General features: G+C 66.5%; 20 protein-coding genes and 2 pseudogenes. 7 read left to right on the forward strand and 15 right to left on the reverse strand.

Going from position 1 to position 15102, the window contains the following annotated elements; genetic code table 11:
• The first annotated feature begins 1 nt into the window (after position 1).
• The 3 genes from OG599_RS08940 to OG599_RS08950 all read left to right on the forward strand — a co-directional run bounded on the left by OG599_RS08940 (position 2) and on the right by OG599_RS08950 (position 2429).
• Positions 2-835, forward strand: a complete 834-nt coding sequence (locus OG599_RS08940; protein WP_327175425.1) for a winged helix-turn-helix transcriptional regulator — start codon at positions 2-4, stop codon at positions 833-835.
• A 120-nt stretch (positions 836-955) separates the two neighbouring features.
• A complete protein-coding gene (locus OG599_RS08945) occupies positions 956-1915 on the forward strand; it encodes a DUF317 domain-containing protein (RefSeq protein ID WP_327175426.1) in 960 nt (319 codons plus the stop codon).
• A gap of 28 nt (positions 1916-1943) precedes the next feature.
• Positions 1944-2429, forward strand: coding sequence for a hypothetical protein (locus OG599_RS08950; RefSeq protein ID WP_327175427.1), 486 nt, complete (start codon positions 1944-1946; stop codon positions 2427-2429).
• Positions 2430-2433: 4 nt separating this feature from the next.
• Here the strand turns inward: OG599_RS08950 and OG599_RS08955 are convergent, their stop codons facing one another.
• Positions 2434-2700, reverse strand: coding sequence for a hypothetical protein (locus OG599_RS08955; protein ID WP_327175428.1), 267 nt, complete (start codon positions 2698-2700; stop codon positions 2434-2436).
• A gap of 203 nt (positions 2701-2903) precedes the next feature.
• On the opposite strand from OG599_RS08955, the gene OG599_RS08960 reads away from it, so the two are divergent.
• From OG599_RS08960 to OG599_RS08970, 3 genes are all read left to right on the forward strand, one after another.
• Complete coding sequence (locus OG599_RS08960) at positions 2904-3251, forward strand: DUF317 domain-containing protein (protein WP_327175429.1); 348 nt, start codon at positions 2904-2906, stop codon at positions 3249-3251.
• A 79-nt stretch (positions 3252-3330) separates the two neighbouring features.
• Positions 3331-3696 carry a hypothetical protein gene (locus OG599_RS08965; RefSeq protein ID WP_327175430.1) on the forward strand — a complete coding sequence of 122 codons (366 nt, stop codon included), beginning with the start codon at positions 3331-3333 and terminating at the stop codon, positions 3694-3696.
• A gap of 296 nt (positions 3697-3992) precedes the next feature.
• The gene (locus OG599_RS08970) at positions 3993-4238 is read left to right on the forward strand and encodes a hypothetical protein (RefSeq protein ID WP_327175431.1); all 246 of its coding nucleotides are present in this window, start codon (positions 3993-3995) and stop codon (positions 4236-4238) included.
• Positions 4239-4516: 278 nt separating this feature from the next.
• On the opposite strand, the pseudogene OG599_RS08980 reads toward OG599_RS08970, so the two are convergent.
• Positions 4517-5787, reverse strand: a pseudogene (locus tag OG599_RS08980) (IS1380 family transposase); the annotation flags it as partial.
• Between the two features lie 378 nt (positions 5788-6165).
• Here OG599_RS08980 and OG599_RS08985 point away from each other — a divergent pair.
• Positions 6166-6420, forward strand: coding sequence for a hypothetical protein (locus OG599_RS08985; protein WP_327175432.1), 255 nt, complete (start codon positions 6166-6168; stop codon positions 6418-6420).
• Here OG599_RS08985 and OG599_RS08990 read toward each other — a convergent pair.
• The 13 genes and pseudogenes from OG599_RS08990 to OG599_RS09050 all read right to left on the reverse strand — a co-directional run bounded on the left by OG599_RS08990 (position 6407) and on the right by OG599_RS09050 (position 15080).
• A complete protein-coding gene (locus tag OG599_RS08990) occupies positions 6407-7528 on the reverse strand; it encodes an MraY family glycosyltransferase (protein ID WP_327175433.1) in 1122 nt (373 codons plus the stop codon). The two genes, OG599_RS08985 and OG599_RS08990, sit on opposite strands and share 14 nt — an antisense overlap.
• A 78-nt stretch (positions 7529-7606) precedes the next feature.
• Complete coding sequence (locus OG599_RS08995; RefSeq protein WP_327175434.1) at positions 7607-7918, reverse strand: hypothetical protein; 312 nt, start codon at positions 7916-7918, stop codon at positions 7607-7609.
• 762 nt (positions 7919-8680) lie between these two features.
• Positions 8681-8893, reverse strand: a pseudogene (locus OG599_RS09000) (IS1380 family transposase); the annotation flags it as partial.
• Between the two features lie 387 nt (positions 8894-9280).
• The gene (locus tag OG599_RS09005) at positions 9281-9832 is read right to left on the reverse strand and encodes a VanZ family protein (RefSeq protein ID WP_327175435.1); all 552 of its coding nucleotides are present in this window, start codon (positions 9830-9832) and stop codon (positions 9281-9283) included.
• Positions 9833-9919: 87 nt separating this feature from the next.
• A complete protein-coding gene (locus OG599_RS09010; protein ID WP_327175436.1) occupies positions 9920-11125 on the reverse strand; it encodes a tyrosine-type recombinase/integrase in 1206 nt (401 codons plus the stop codon).
• Positions 11126-11212: 87 nt separating this feature from the next.
• A complete protein-coding gene (locus tag OG599_RS09015; RefSeq protein WP_327175437.1) occupies positions 11213-11380 on the reverse strand; it encodes a helix-turn-helix domain-containing protein in 168 nt (55 codons plus the stop codon).
• A complete protein-coding gene (locus OG599_RS09020; protein ID WP_327175438.1) occupies positions 11377-11691 on the reverse strand; it encodes a hypothetical protein in 315 nt (104 codons plus the stop codon). Before OG599_RS09020 ends, OG599_RS09015 begins: the two co-directional genes overlap by 4 nt.
• Positions 11688-11927: a hypothetical protein gene (locus OG599_RS09025; protein ID WP_327175439.1), complete on the reverse strand. Its 240-nt coding sequence runs from the start codon at positions 11925-11927 to the stop codon at positions 11688-11690. Before OG599_RS09025 ends, OG599_RS09020 begins: the two co-directional genes overlap by 4 nt.
• A gap of 7 nt (positions 11928-11934) precedes the next feature.
• On the reverse strand, positions 11935-12363 hold the full coding sequence (locus tag OG599_RS09030) for a hypothetical protein (RefSeq protein ID WP_327175440.1): 429 nt from the start codon (positions 12361-12363) through the stop codon (positions 11935-11937).
• Positions 12363-12536: a hypothetical protein gene (locus OG599_RS09035; protein ID WP_327175441.1), complete on the reverse strand. Its 174-nt coding sequence runs from the start codon at positions 12534-12536 to the stop codon at positions 12363-12365. The genes OG599_RS09030 and OG599_RS09035 overlap by 1 nt, the downstream gene beginning before the upstream one ends.
• A 27-nt stretch (positions 12537-12563) precedes the next feature.
• The gene (locus tag OG599_RS09040; protein WP_327175442.1) at positions 12564-13769 is read right to left on the reverse strand and encodes a deoxynucleotide monophosphate kinase family protein; all 1206 of its coding nucleotides are present in this window, start codon (positions 13767-13769) and stop codon (positions 12564-12566) included.
• A gap of 613 nt (positions 13770-14382) precedes the next feature.
• Positions 14383-14745 carry a hypothetical protein gene (locus OG599_RS09045; RefSeq protein ID WP_327175443.1) on the reverse strand — a complete coding sequence of 121 codons (363 nt, stop codon included), beginning with the start codon at positions 14743-14745 and terminating at the stop codon, positions 14383-14385.
• Positions 14742-15080 carry a hypothetical protein gene (locus OG599_RS09050; RefSeq protein WP_327175444.1) on the reverse strand — a complete coding sequence of 113 codons (339 nt, stop codon included), beginning with the start codon at positions 15078-15080 and terminating at the stop codon, positions 14742-14744. The genes OG599_RS09045 and OG599_RS09050 overlap by 4 nt, the downstream gene beginning before the upstream one ends.
• Positions 15081-15102: the final 22 nt, after the last annotated feature.

Genomic DNA, 15102 nt, shown 5'->3' on the forward strand with positions numbered 1-15102 from the left:
CATGTCCAGCCCCCCTCCGTCCTCGGACTCCATCGGTGCGGCCGACGCACGACGCGTCGACGAGGCACTGTCCCGGATCGCCCCCCGGTGGACGACCTGGGTCATCCAGACCCTCGCGCAGCACAACCGCCCGATGCCCGCGCGGGAAGTCGCCGCCGCGCTCCCCTTCACCACCGAGAGGGCCATCGGCCAGCGTCTCCCCCGCATGCAGGCAGCCGGACTGGTTACCCGCCCTGACTTGCACGGGGCCCCCTATCAGCTCAGCGCGGCCGGCGCATCGCTGTCTCCGGTGCACCGCGCCCTGTCGGAGTGGTCGCACGCGCACCTCTCGCTCGGCACGATGGCCGGTGCGGAACGAGTCGAGGATGCCGTGCGGCGCCTGAGCCCTCTGCACACAACCGCTGTGCTGCAACTCCTCGCCAGCGGCCCCACGCGGTTCACCCACATCGCCGAGGAGACCGGAATGGACACCGGCAGCGCCCAGTATCGGCTGCACCGGCTCCAGAGCGACGGCCTGGTCACACGCGCCGATCCGTTCCACGGCGCCCGCTACCTCCTGACCGACGCGGGCCGAGCCCTGGGACCGGTGTATGCGAGCGTCGACCACTGGTGCAACTCAATCGCACCGCAGCGCTTTTCCTCCACGGTCGCTCCTTCCAAGTCGGCAAGCCGGGCCCCCTCCCGCCCTGTCCCGCCGGGGGCGGGCAGCGCTCGAACGGCAGCAGCCCTGCGCCGGAGCCCGCTCGCACCGACCCTGTTCAGCCACGCTCCCCAGCCCCAACCGTGGACGCTGACAGCCGTCTCCGCCCGGCCACCCCTCCCCCGGAACCGGTGATCCAAATGACGTGGAGAGCCAACCGCGCATCCCCCTTCCCGCCTCGCCCCCGCGTTCTGCTGAACAACCCCTCCCGCTCGGCACGCGGGCGCTCCCCTCCTCTTTCCCGGAGCCCCGACCATGACCGGCCTGTCGTCCACCACCCCGGATCCCTACGAAGAACTACTGGTCAGTCCCCGGTACCTCGCCGGGGTGGGCGAAAGCGGAGACGCCAGCTTCGCTCCCATCGCTCACTGGCCGCACCACAATCTCGGCGATGCACCCTGCCAGCTTCTCGTCACGAGCCCCGATCACCGGATCCGAGTCGGTTGGTTCGGCGACGACTTCGAGCTGTGGAAGATCACCGCGTCCGAGGACGCCCTCGCCGCACCACGGTGGACGGCAACGGCCAACCACCTCACCCCGCCCGAGATCGTCGCCGGTCTCACCGCCGCCCTGGCCCACGACTACGCCGAATCCTCCCCGTTCGAGAGCGACGTGCGCTTCCTGAACCGTCCATCGCCTTACTGGGCTGATGCTGTCCAGCCACTGATCGACGCCGGCTGGGAGCGCGGCGGCGGGGCCGAGCGCGGCACCATCGAGATCATCGCGCCGGACAAACAGGCAGGCGTCGTGATCGACAACCGCCTGCACGGTGGGGACGACCAGACCGTCGAGCTGTGGTCCGGCCCTCCGGGATGGGGCACACGGGCGGAGATCCTCTTTACCGCCCGCACTCCCTCCCACCTGGTCGCCGCGACAGCCGCCGCCATGGCCGACCAGGCACCCGTCAAGCGCGAGCGCCACCAGTTCGACCACGACCTGGCCCACCTGGTCACGCTCGCCCCTGTCCGCCCGACCGGCATCGCCCGTCCCGACCCGGGGCTTCCCCGGGCGCCGACCCCGTTGGACGTACGCCGCACCTCAGTCACCCAGGCTGTCCACCGTGCCGCTGGATTCCCGCGAACCGCGGCTGACCTCCGGGTCATGGCGGCCCGCAGCCGGACGACGTCCGGGGCTCAGAACGGGTCCACGGCGTCCGCACCGCCCCGGTCCTCCAGTCCGGCTGTCAGCGCGTCGAGCACGCGACGCAGCCGCTGACCCCTCTCGTCCTGCCAGGGAGTTCACCATGTCCACCACCGCCCTCGACCAGGCCACCACCATGATCGAGAAAGCCTGGGGCCATCCCATCGACGTGCTGGAATGCCTCGCGGTCCAGCGCCCCGCCGAGGACGCCCTCCTGCGTTCGGTCATGCACATCCGCTCAGCTCTGGTCGTCACGGACAACGCCGTGGCCGTACATACGGACCGTCTGCACGCGCTCACCCGCCCCGGCCATGTGCCGGCCTTCTACGACCTGGAACGGATCACCGGCTCGGCGGCGGACCTACGTGTGGCCCAGGCGGAGAGCCGCACGTCTCTGCAGGCCATCAGCCACGTGATCGAGGCGCGGGACGCCACCCGGTCTGCGGACCGGGGGCCGGCGGTCCGGCTGGCCCAGGCCGCTGTCGCCCGCACCGGGCACGCACCGCGTGCCGGGGACCAGGGCCCCGGCCAGCCCGCTCCGTCGGCCGCTGCCAGCGCGCCCGTGGCCGGCCGGGGGCCGCGCCGCTGACCGGTCAGGTGCGGTCTTCGTCGCGGTGGGCATCCCCGATGCGGGAGCCCACCGCGCGGGCCAGCTCCTCCACCGTCAACTCGACGCGGCGCCCGTCCCCTATCCGGTGTTCCACCACCGCGTCCTCGTCCCGGCGTCTGAACCGCTGGGCTCCGATGCCCCATTGGCCGTCGGCGACCATCGCGATGTCGCCCACCGTCCACGGCCGTCCCGCCGCGAGGATCTTGCGCTCCAGCCCGGCACCGTCCCAGTGCCTGCTCTGCTCGCCCATCCCGGCTTCCCCCTTCGGTCCTGCGGCGCGCTGCCGCAACCCAGGTACGACACCCGCACCCACCGATCCATTCCCGTAACCCCGACAGGCCAGTTCGCCCGCGGCAGACGCCTCCTTCCGGGAAAGGACTACGGACTTCGGCACACTGCATGTCAACGTTCGGGTGTCGGGAAAAACCGCAGGTCAACGAAGGGACCACTACCGTGAACAGCTCTACTGCCGCCCTCCTGCCCGCCGTTCGCACCACCGTCCAGGACCGCGACTGGCTCTCCACCGATCACTGCGCCGACGCCGTGCTCGGCCTGCTCGACAACCTGGGCTGGTCGATCGTCGACACCTCGGAGGCCAACGTCCACGCGACCAGCCCGGACAGCCGCGTCTACGTCGGCTGGCTCCCCGAGGACCGCGGGGCCTGGTCCCGCAACATCGTCTGGCACGTCCGCGTGCAGCCCTCCGACGCCGAGCCGTGGGTACAGGAGTTCGGCCTCTTCACGCCCTCCGAGGCCGTCGCGGGGTTCATCGCCGCTCTCGTGGCTCAGCCCGCCCGCTGAACACCGCCCGGTCCACCCCACCACGGGCCGGGTCGTCCGACCGGCCGTTCTCCACCACTCACGCGCGAAGGAATCCACCATGACCCTCTACCACGACGGCCTCGTCAAGATCGTGGGCAGCGTCGGCTCGCTCGCCGTCACCGGCACCGGCGTCTACCTCATCAGCCACGAGCCCAACACCCAGACGCTCGGCCTCAGTCTGGTCGGTGTCGGTGCCTCCTTCGCCTGGATCGTGGGCCGTTTCCAGGACACCGTGCGCTCCAACGACGCCCGAGTCGTCGCTCACCTCGCGCACCACCCGGACGCTGATCTCCCCTCGATCTGCAAGGCCACCGGCCTGTCCGACGAACACGTCGCCAGCTCCCTGCAACACCTCGGCGCGGACGGCCTGGTCAACGGCGATCGCGCCACCCCTCCGTCCACCTGCCGCTACCACCTGGTGTGACCGTCAGCCGCAGCAGCGACCGGCTTCCCGATGCCCGGTACCCCCTACTCAGGAGGCGCCAGGCTCAGGACCACCCCGGTCGAAGGGACTTCCGTCCCGTGCACATGCTCCTTGCCACCCGCCCCGGCTACCGCCGCACGAGCTTCTACCTGCCCCGACAGTACGGGCGCAGCTCCAAGCGGGTACGCCACCGAGCCGCCCGCCTCGGCGAACGCCGCTTCTGGGTAGCCGACTTCAACGAATGGGCACGCACTTTGCCAACCACTTTCCGTTTCGGCATCACGAAGGAATCCGCTATGCCCTTCCGCGCTCAGCTCACCCATCACCACGCCGACGACACCGTCTGCCCGGCGTCCCACAAGCACTCCGTATCCGGCAAGCCGCTCCTCCCGGAATGCCCCGGACGCGCGTACTCCCAGGCCGTCTGCTCGTGCGGCTGGGAGCTGCGGCAGTCCGGCAAGGGCTACGTGAACGAGCGCCGCCGACGCCACCTCGCCCAGCACGCGGAGGACGCCGAGACGACCTCGACGCCCGGGTCCTGACGAGGCCCACGCCCTCTCGCTCCGTTCCCGCCACGCTCATGAAGGTCTCAATGCCCGCTCACCTCACCGTCGGCCACCTCCTGCGCCAGCTCCAGGACCTCGACCCCTACCTCCCGATCCGCTTCGCTGTCAACCCGGACTTTCCGTTCGCCCACTACCTGGGCACCGAACTCGTCGTCCTCGACGGCACGGCGTACCTCGCCGACGACGGCCAGGAGGACTACCTCCCGTGGGACGTGAGCCACGCCCTCACCTGGCTCTGACGTCCCCTGCTCCATCCAGGGCCAGTGCCGGGCCAGGCGGAGGATTCGTCGACGGTCGGTGGTCACGAGCTGACCTGCCGTGGTGAACAGGCGGAGCCGCAGGCGGCGGGGCTCCCCGAGGCGGGCCTTGCCGGTCAGCGCGAGCATCGGCATCCAGGCCAGCAGGTCGAGGGCGATCTGGACGATCTGGACGATCTCCAGCCAGATCCGGTTCTGGGCGGTGCGGTGCAGGGAAAGGTTCCGCAGGCCGGTGGCTCGGGCAGCCCGGATGCGGTCCCCGGCGCGGGCTCGCAGCCGGTGACGGAGTTCGAGTTCGGCGATCGGCCGCCCCGAGGTGTTGGTGGCGAAGCACGTCAGCCGCATGCCGTCCGCGTCCGTGAGCCGCAACTGTGCCCCGGGATGGGGCCGTTCCTTGCGGACGATCAGCCGCATGCCCTTGGGCCAGCCGTCCTGGACGTCGCCGGTGAGTTCGGCGACCCAGGCGCCGTCGCGGATCTCGCCGCCGGTCTCGACGGCCGGCGTCCAGGCCGATGCCGGAACCTTCAGCACGTGCTTGTGGACCTGCTCGGTGACCGTCATGCCGACCGAGTAGGACAGCCACCGCCCTCGCCGGGCGAGCCTGGCGACGAAGTCGTGGGTGCCGCCTGCGGAGTCGGTGCGGATCAGCGTCCGGCGCCCGCGCCGGTACTTCTTCGGCAGCTGGGCCAGGGCCAGTTGGGTGGCGGTGATGTGGTCGGCCGCCGTGTTGGAGCCCGCGTTCCCGGGCCTGAGCAGGGCCGCGACCGGTTCACCGGTGCCGCCCGGTCCGTGGTAGACGAATCCCATCAGCGGGTGGTGTCCGTAGGTCCGCTTCCACGTGGGTGCGGCGTCCTCCTTGTCCGAGGCGCGATCACCAGCACCCCGTCAAGGTCCACGGTCACCGTCCCGTCGGCATCGGGCGCTCTGGAGCCGGCCAACCGCCAGACGCGTCCCCGGGCTTCGGCCCGCGCGGCACGGATCGCCCGCAGGGCCTTTTCCCCGGAGGCCGCGAGGGCGTCGATGAGGCGGGAGACGATCGGGTCGGAGGCCACAGACCCGAACACGGACGGCTCCGCCCGCAGCATGGCGACATCCGCGAAACAGTCCCCGCCCATCGCGACCGCCAAGGCCACGTCCAGCAGGATCTTGCCCGGATCGTGCACCGCCCGAGCCTTCCGCCACGGCGCCAGCGCCGCTGATATCGCGGTGTCCAAGCCGGCCTTGCGGACCGTCTCGACCAGCAGCACGCCCCCGGCCTGCGAGACCACCGCCCGGCCACCACCCTCGACGCGGACACGCGGGTACGACCGATACGCTGCTTCACCTGAGAAGTGCCTCCGGCTGAAGCAGGAACAAGGACCTCGACAATCCTCATTCTTGCTGGTCAGAGGCGCTTTTCGCTTACCTGCCCACCCGTCGGACAGTCCGCTTCATGAAAGCGCGAGGTTAAGCGTACGTGGCCGGCTATACCCTCACGTGGCGCCGGACAAACCCGTACAGGCATTGCCGCAAGTCGATGGAATTGCTATCGTTGCTAGCGTATTTCATTTGAGGAGAAACCGTATTAAGTTTCCCGCTGATGGGATCAATCGGGCTGGACAGCAAAGTGATGTACAGAAATCCAACGACAAAATGCGAGGTACGCAATGAGTGAAGATTCCACGCCAACCCCAAAGGGGCGATTGTCAGATCGGGACCTTGCTCGACTCGTGCGGATTGCGCGAGAAGAGCTCGCAGAAGATCCATCCGCGGCGGAAATCCACGAACGCATCACCGACAGAGAGGAGGCGTTCGAAGATCGACAGTACCGAGCCCATTCCGAGAAAGGGGCGATGCTGGGATGGCTTGTCGGTGTGGCCCTTTTGGCAATTGTCGCGATAAGTATTATTATTGACCACTGATCTTTGCCCTAGTGCGCACCAAAATCAGCAGACCTCCTCCACCTAGCACCAAGATCGAAAGCGCAGTACCAGTTACCGGAAGAACCGAGTAAGCGAGGAAGCCGAATGAGAACAGGGACGACAACATCCACATGATGAGCACTGACCTAGGGTGCGAGTGCCCGATCCGCATCAAACGATGATGCAGATGTCCCTGATCTGCGGAAAACGGCGACTCCCCGCGCCAAAGGCGTCGCAGTACAGCCAAAATCAAATCGGCTAGGGGAAGAGCCAGCACAGCCGCCGGAAGGATCAGGGGCAAATACATGGGAAGTGCAGATTTCACAGTAGCTCGTTCGCCTCCGAATTGCTGGATCAATGCATCCGGGTCTGCTTGACTAAGGAAGGATGTGCACGCCGCAGAAAGCAATAGACCCAACAGCATTGCGCCAGAGTCGCCCATAAAAGTTCGGGCTGGATGGGCATTGTGAAACAAAAAGCCTAGGCATATTCCAGTCGTGGCGGCCGAAATCACCACTGCAGGTGCGGCAGACTCCATCCCGTAACTAAACCAGAGTCGATAGCAATACAGGAACATCGCACCGCCGGAGATCGCAACCACGCCAGCAGCGAGGCCGTCAAGACCATCGATAAAATTAACCGCATTTATCGCCACCAAGAGCGCAACAACCGTCAATAGCGTGCTAATTAGAGGCGAAAGGGCAACTATGCCAACGCCGGGGATGGGAAGCCAGAGGATTGCAAGCCCTTGATAAACCATAACGCCTGCGGCGATGAGTTGGGCGCCTATCTTGGTAAGGGCTGAAAGTTCAAACTTGTCGTCTACTACGCCGGCCAGCCAAACAATCAGAGCACCCGAAAGGATAGCGCGAAGACTCTGCAAATCTGGACCTCGCTGCAATCGAGGCAGGTGCTCAGCAACTGTAAGTGCCGCGAGCATGCCTCCGAACATGGCGATGCCCCCCACTCTCGGAATGGGGAACTCGTGCACGTCCCGCGCGCGTACGGCAATTACCCACCCCGTTGCCACCGCAAGATGCCGGATTGGGTTAGTCAGCAGAAAAGTCACGCCTGCCGCAACACAAGCAATGAGAAAGTACTCACGCACAATTACGCTCCTGAAGCCGCCCTTCGGGGGTGGCCGTTATATCAACGGCCACCCCCGAGCTACAGGCGCAGTATAGGGCTACGACTTCCCGGTGACGTATCCACAGCTCGTCAGCGGTCCACTGGCACCGTCCCTGAGGCAGACCTTGACGTTGATCGTCCTCCCCTCCGTAATCTGCCGCGACGTGGCGTGCGGATTGGGGTCCTGGCAGAAGTCCGAGGCGCCGTCAGCGTCTTCCAGCGTCACCGTGCTTCCGTCCCAGGTGAACTGCGCCCAGGCCCTCAGGCCGTCGGACTTGGTGTCACACACTTCAAAGAACTCCGGATCCCCGGCGCCGTGGGAGATCGCCTTGGCGCCGAGAGTGCCGGGACCATCGCTGGTGTAGGCCACGACAGTGGTCCCTGCCGCATTTGCAGACGAAACGGACATAAGGGTTGCCGTAGCTGCGGCGCACAGTGCTACAGACCATCGTTTTGCGCTTATACTGAGGGTGGAGCGCATAATACATCCCTCCAGATGTGGTGTTCCGACTTGAGGGGCTTTCGGCCATTGCTTCCAGGCATCCCGGCCGGGAGCCCCTCTTGGGTGATGTCGCCAGCGCTGAACGTGAGGAAGCCTCAGCGCCGCGCGCGTCGCAGGTAAATGGAGTTGGAGATCATGGAATTGGTGTGCACGCGAGGTGCAAACCTCCTTATCTCCTCCTTCAAATCGAACGTAGATGCGATTCGCTGCGGACGTAGAGATCATCGCGGCTGGAATATGCGGCTGTCAAGGCATTAATGGCCGACTGGATTACAAGGCAAATTTGGCCGAATAGCGCCTCGACTATGCGCCGCAACTCTGATGTACCTCTCACGTTATGTAGCGATCTAGCCTCAATACCGGCAACTTCGGTGCATTTTGGTGCATTCTGGTCGTTGTTGGTATGCCGAGAACGTCAGCCGAAGTCAGCTGGTGAGCGTCTGTCAGACCGTGTCGCGGTCGGGGCGTTATCCTCGACGTTTCATGAGGTCCGCCGACGAAGTCGGTGGGCCGTTTTCGTGCCGTGGGCGGAGAGTGGACAGGTTGAGGGCCCGAGTGTCGTCTCGGGGAGGCGCCGGATTCCACTGCTCCGATGTCGGGCTGCTGTCGTAGGGACGGGAATGTTGCTGGTCAGCCGGGGTTCGGCAGGAGTGCGAGCCGGTCGAGTGCGGCGGTGATGTGAGCGGTCCAGGGCCAGTGCCGGGCCAGGCGGAGGATTCGTCGACGGCCGGTGGTCACGAGCTGACCTGCCGTGGTGAACAGGCGGAGCCGCAGGCGGCGTTCGTGGCAGCTGCCGGCGACTGGACGCACGACCCTCTCCACCCCCGTAAGGCCGGCAGCCGGCGGTCGTGGAGGACAGTCCTCCCGCGCGGGCAGGAACGCTGAGAGCCAACAGCGCGCCCGGCCCCGGGCTCATCGCCCTTTTCGCCGCGTAACACGGCAAGCTCCTGAAAGATCAGAAAGGGCCTCCGACGCAGGTCAGAGGCCCTTTCAGAGACAAAACAGCAGGTGGCGGCAGACGAGTCGGGCTGTACGCCGGGAACAGTCGCCTTACGGCCTCTGACCTGGGCAAATGGCGCTCCCAGAGGGGTGATCGCCACCCAATCGCCACACCCGAGTAGGAGAGCGGGCCGTTGCCGCCGCCCCTGGCGGGCCGTCAGCTGCGGTCTCGTCGTTGCGCTGGCTACATTCGCCTGCGTCGACGACGCCGGGGCCGACGGAAGGCAAGCCCTATCGCGACCCACCCAAGTTCGCGTTGCGAAGGGGCGAGAGGCGTCGCTTCAGCAGAGGCAGTAGGAGACAGCCAAGAGCGACGCCTACGACTGTGCCCGCCGTGTTGGCATACAGATCCAAAAGATCACACTGCCGGCCAGCGTTGATGGCCAGCTGAGCGGCCTCGATCATCACGGAGCCGAGGGTCCCTGCCACCAAAGCGGCAAGAGGCCGACGATAGGCCAGGACGGCGAACAGACCAAGCGGGACAAACAGCAAGGTGTTCAGACGGGCTTCCCCGATTGACAGAATGTCCAAGGGGCTCGCCCCCACGTAGCAACTGCGTGCGGAGGGGGGCCTCGTCCCGTCCAGCATCCCGTTGAGGGAAGCAGTGTCCGGCACGATCGTCACCGACAGTACTCCGATCCACGCCCAGCAGTGGAGTAGCGCCAGTCCGACCGGGACCCCCTTCAACCTCGCCAATCTCAGCACGGGGTAGATCGCGGCAAGCGCCAACACCCCAGCCACGACGATGGTAGGAGTGAAGTTGTACACCCTGTCCGACAGCATGAGCCCCCCTTGATCAGATGCGTAAGCATACGAGTGCACAGATCGTCACCGGCAACCGGTCTGATAGGACGCAACCTCGGATAGCGCCTAGGCACTGGGCTCCCCGTCCTCAAACACCTCGTCCGGAATCTCAACCTTGTCCGTCTCCTCGAAAAAGACCGCTTCGAGCGCCTTCCGGTCGCGGGAGGCCGCCCCCTTCACCTGGTGCCGGTACACCTCACGAAGCTCGTCCGGCGAGGCGTGGCCCATGTAGAGCTGCACCGTCGACTCGGCCACGCCCTGGTCCAGCGCGTGTGATGCGAAAGAGTGACGAAGGTCGTGGAAGCGGAAGGTCTCGGGGAGGCCCGCCTGCTCCAAGGCGCGCTTGAACGTCTTGTACCAGGCGTTCCGGCGGATGATGTTGCCCCGCGAGGAGCGGAACAGGATTTCGCGCCCCTGCTCGTCCACCAACACCGACTGGGTGTCGAGGTGCTCCAGCAGCGCGCGGTGAACGAAGGCGGGGAGCGGCACCTCGCGGCCGTGCGAGGTCTTGGTCTTGTTGTAGTCGACCAGCACGCTCTTCTTGTGCTTCATGATGACCACCTGGCGCTGAACGGTCAGCGTGCCGGCCTCGAAGTCGATGCTGTCCCGGCACAGGCCGAACGCCTCGCCGGACCGCAGGCCGCAGCCGACGCCCACCATGATCAGTGCGCGGCTGAACGCGGGCATCGCCTCGTACAGCGCCCACACCTGCTCGCGGGTTGCAGGAACGATTCTCTTCCGGGTGACCTCCGGGAGGACGATGTCCACACAGGGCGAGTACGGGATGATCCTCTTCCGGACGGCGGAGTTGATGCACGCCCGGAACGTCTTGTAGATCAGGTGGACGGTCCGGGGCGCCAGCCCCTTGGGTATCAGCTCGTGATCGATCCAGCGCTGAACGATCCGCGCATCGATGCGATGCAGGAGCATCCCTCCGAACGCGGGCTGAATGTGCTTGGCCATGTTCATCTCGTAGGACTCCTGGGTGCCCGGCCTGCGGCCGGGTCTCTCGACCCACTCCTTCGAGTACTCCAGGAAGGTCGTCCGCAAATTCTTCGGCCGAACCGCGACCCCCTTGTCCTTGGCGTCGAGCACCTTCCTCTCGTACGCCTGGGCGTCGACCTTCTTCTCGAAGGTCATATCGGCCGGTTCGTTGTTGGCGTCGCGCACCCGCGCGGTCCAGCCATGCGAGCAACCAACGCGCTCGCACTGGCACTTGGCCCGGCACGGGCACGTCTGCCGGCTCTTGTGTCTGCACTTCTCGGCACACACGCAGGGGCACTTGCAGCGCTTCCCTACAGACATGTCACGCTCCTTTCCTTCAGCCGCGCAGGCCGGTACGTCGGTCGGCGCGGAAGCTCATACGTGCTGTCGGTCGACCCACTTCTCAAGGTCGGAAGGGCGGCAGCGGAGCTGACCGCCGATGCGCCGGAATGGGATCTCAACGCGGCGCCAGTTGCCATAGACCCAGCTCTTCGGCCGGTCGAGGTAGGCGGCCACTTCGTCCAGAGTCAGCAGCTTGGTCACTGGCCGCCGGCCTCGCTGCAAAGAGCAAGGAGGACGGCGTGGAGGGCGATTCTCTGCTCGCCAGGCAGCCGGCCGATCGCGTCGAAAATGAACTCAACGTGATCGGCTGCCGAGTCGTGCGAAGGCAATTCCAGCCCAAGGGCTCTGGCGATGTCGCCGAGAAGCCGGGCGATGTTGACCGTCTGGGCCGTGGGCTCGACCCTCCGCCGCCGGGAGCCGGGGCCGGCCGGCCTCTCCACCCGACACTCCTGACCATGCACCCCGAGGACCCAGCCCCAGCCGTTGGCGATGGCCTTCTCGCTGTAGCTCAAGCGGCGACCTCGTGGAGGTACTCCGAACGAGACTTCGAGGTGAGGTGCCACATGCCCTCGCTGCACTCGTAGGTCCGGTTCTCGCGGACGAGGCCCCGCCGGGTACCAATGTGGCTCCTCGCCCGGTCCCGCTTCGCCTGTACCTTGCCGAGCGCCTTCGCCGCCTGGTACTCGGATGCGTAGCCGCGCTCCCTGCCGCAGGCGCACGGGGCGAACTCGACGGTTCTGACGGTCATGCTGGTCTCACTTTCTGAATCGGTCACACGGGCAGGTGGGTATCTGGCAGGCCCCTCGGGCGGCGCTCGCGGCGGAGTGGGTGAAGGGTGCGTGTCCGCACTCCGAATGGAGGCAGTAGCCCTTCCAGCCCTTTTTGCCCTCGCTGTTGGCGAGCATCACGCCTGGGCTGCTGAGTCGTACGAGTCGCCCGGTCCCTCCGAACGCCATCTTCGTGGCGAAGGACTGAGCTTCGGCTTCGTTGCCGAAGGGCGCGAAATTGAGGCCGCGGTGGCCGTCCGCCCATGTGTGGACGAGGGCCACCCAGTCGCGCATCTGGAGTATCTCGGCGACTTCCTTAATGACGGCTTTGGCCATCTGGTCGGCGCTGCTGAAATCCGGGGACTCCAGCAGCGCCTTCACTGCTTCGACTTCTTCGCGGCGGGGGGTCAGCCGCATCAGCTATGAAGCTCCACCGGGAAGGCGAAGAACTGATCGGTGACGGCGGAGCCGACCCCGGTCACCAGGTACTCGTTGTCGCCCACCTTGCGGGCGGTGTCCTGTTCGGCGTCGGTGAAGATCGCGCCGACCGGCAGCGCGCGGAGCCCTTCGGGGCTGTTCAGGGTGGTCATGTAGAACCTCCGTACTCGTGGTTCAACTTACCCTTTCAGGGCGTGTGGTTCAAGTAGCCCATTCGCGGCGACGTACGTGCGAAGCTGCTCGCGGATTCGCTGGGGGTCTCCACCGTTGATCAGGGTGGCGTCGAAGTCGCACCCGACGAGGGCGTTCTCGCTAATGTGCCCAGCTTCGGGAATCGGCTGTCGGCCCGGCCTGACGATCTGCACGACCAAGCCGCCGCGCTCGCGGATGGCTCGTACCTCGTTCGGAAACCTCACGTCCGTGATCACCGTGGGGCGAGTCCACTCCTCGTAGTCCCGGAAGAGACTGTCAACCCAGACGTTTTCGCCGAGGACACCACGGCCGGCGTCCGTCCCGGCCCTCTGGTACAAGCCGCGCAGTGTCACGCTGTAGTTCTTCATCTTGGCCCAGCCCGCCCGCTTGACCTCGTCGGCCAGGGGGACGAGGTACGGTTCGTCGACAGCGTCGACCAGAGGGTCAAGGGCGACGAGGAACTCCCGTAGCCGGTCGGCGAAGGCCCTGCGCTGCCACCCCAGGTCGAGCAAGATCTCGGCGGCGGTGTCCTTGCCCGCCCGAGCGGCCCCGGCAAGCCCGATGAGCGGAAGCCCCTTGCGACCTGTTCGCCTCAAGCCCCGGGGAGACCCGACACTCTCCGGCTCCGGCTCCGGCTCCGGCTCCGGCTCCGGGAGAATCTCCTCTGCCCTCTGTGGCTCCTCCGCCTTCGCTGCGGGGGCCCACCAGATCTTCCGGGCGTAGGTGCACTCCTCCACGACTTCGCCGGTCGCCACGTCCCGCAGCCAGTACTTGCCGTCGCTGGTGTACGTCACGAACACGGTCACGTCGAGGGCCGGTTCAGCAAAGCGCTTGCCGCCCTTACCGCCGTACCGGAAGGTGAGGTTGGGCGTGCCGATACGGATGCCGGGCACGCTTCCGAAGTTGGCGTTCGTCCATTCGTCCGGGCTGGGCTCATCGGCGAGCGTGACCGTTCCGGCGTCGTGGAACAGTGTGGTCCACGTCGAGCGGACGCTCGGGTCGGTGCCTGCGGGGCCGACGAAGAGTCGCCACGCTGGTGTCTTGATCCCGTTGCGCTGGGCGGTGACTGCCTTGGGTTCGGCCAGCAGTGTGCCCACGCGGGTCACGTCGTGGCCTCTCGTGTCAGTGCCGTTCGCCTTGACGTGGTCGCCCACCTGGAGTGTGGCAATTGCGGTTTCAAGGTCGGTGTTCATGGTGTTCCCTTCGGGTTGATGTTGTTACTCGCGGCTGTCGAGCAGTTTGAAGAGGCCGGGGGCGCGGACCTTGCCCCGGCACACATCGCAGTCGCATTCGTGCATGCAGAGTCCGCACGTGATCTCGTCGCAGAGCGGGCTTCCGGGCCCGTGTTCGTGGGTGGGGTCGGGCTCCTCGCAACCCCACCCGGCGCAGGACCGGTCTCGGCCCCATGTCGGATACACGATGTGCTCTCGCTGGCCGGGCACGCCGTGTGCCAGAGGGACGCCGGGGCATTCGTACCTGGCCGCCACCGCGGCCTTCATCTCTTCGAAGCTGGCCCGGCACATAGTGCACTGGAGGCGGCCCTCCGGGCGCTTCCGCACGACGTGTCTCATCGGCTGGCCCTACACGCGGGGGTGCTGGACGCGCACCCGCAGCCGAGGCCGGCGGGCGCGAGCAGCTTTCGACGGCGCCCCTTCGATGGCCGGCACTCGTAGCCCTCGCAGAGGCAGAACATGAACTCCCCCCACAATCCTCCGTACTTGCACAGGACGCAGAACGCCCACTCGCGCACGCTCACGGAGATGTCACGGGAGATTCGGCAGCGCGGGCACCCGAGGTGCTCGGCGCTCATCGGCGTGTCTCCAGGAGCCCGTACTCGGCCCTGGCTCGGCCGGGCAGGTCGCTGGGTCCCCGCCAGTCGAGCGGTTCGAACTCATTCCGTACGTCCAAGGCGGTCAGATGCTCGGCCGCCTCCTCGCGACCGACCAGTTGGGCGTGGGCAAGCACCGCGCCCAGGAGCGTGTTCGGGTCTACGGCAAGGGGGTTGCCGGACCACGTCATCTCATGCCGGAAGTCGATGCGCGGCTGGGCCTGCCACACGTGGGCAACGGCGCGTCCCCCACCCCACGTCACCGTGACGCGGTGCGTGTGGTTGGTCATGAAGCGGGCCGACTCGGCATTGAGCCCTACGGCTCCATGGGTGGTACTCATCGGGCAGACGCTGCCGGGAAGGGAAGCCCGAGGTCTAGCGCTTCCACCAACTCGAATGCGGCGTCCTTCAGTTCGAGCAGCGGCGGGAGTTCGAGGTCGTACTCCATGGGGGCGCTGCTGTACTCCCGGTCGGCGTCGAGCATGCGGCGCAGACTCGCGGTCGGCGTGGAGATACAGAAGAGCTGACCGTTCGCGCTAGGCAACCACACGTCGTCAGGCCGAAGCGCGAGCGTGTCCGGGTCGACTGCATGGGCCTGCTGGCAGGCGAAGGTGCGGTCCGGCTGCGCGAACAGGTGGCGGGAACAGGTTTGCAGGGGGCAAAGGATCAGGCGCATGGGATACCGTTCTGTTGTTGGG

The sequence above is a fragment of the Streptomyces sp. NBC_01335 genome (assembly GCF_035953295.1).
GTDB lineage: Bacteria > Actinomycetota > Actinomycetes > Streptomycetales > Streptomycetaceae > Streptomyces.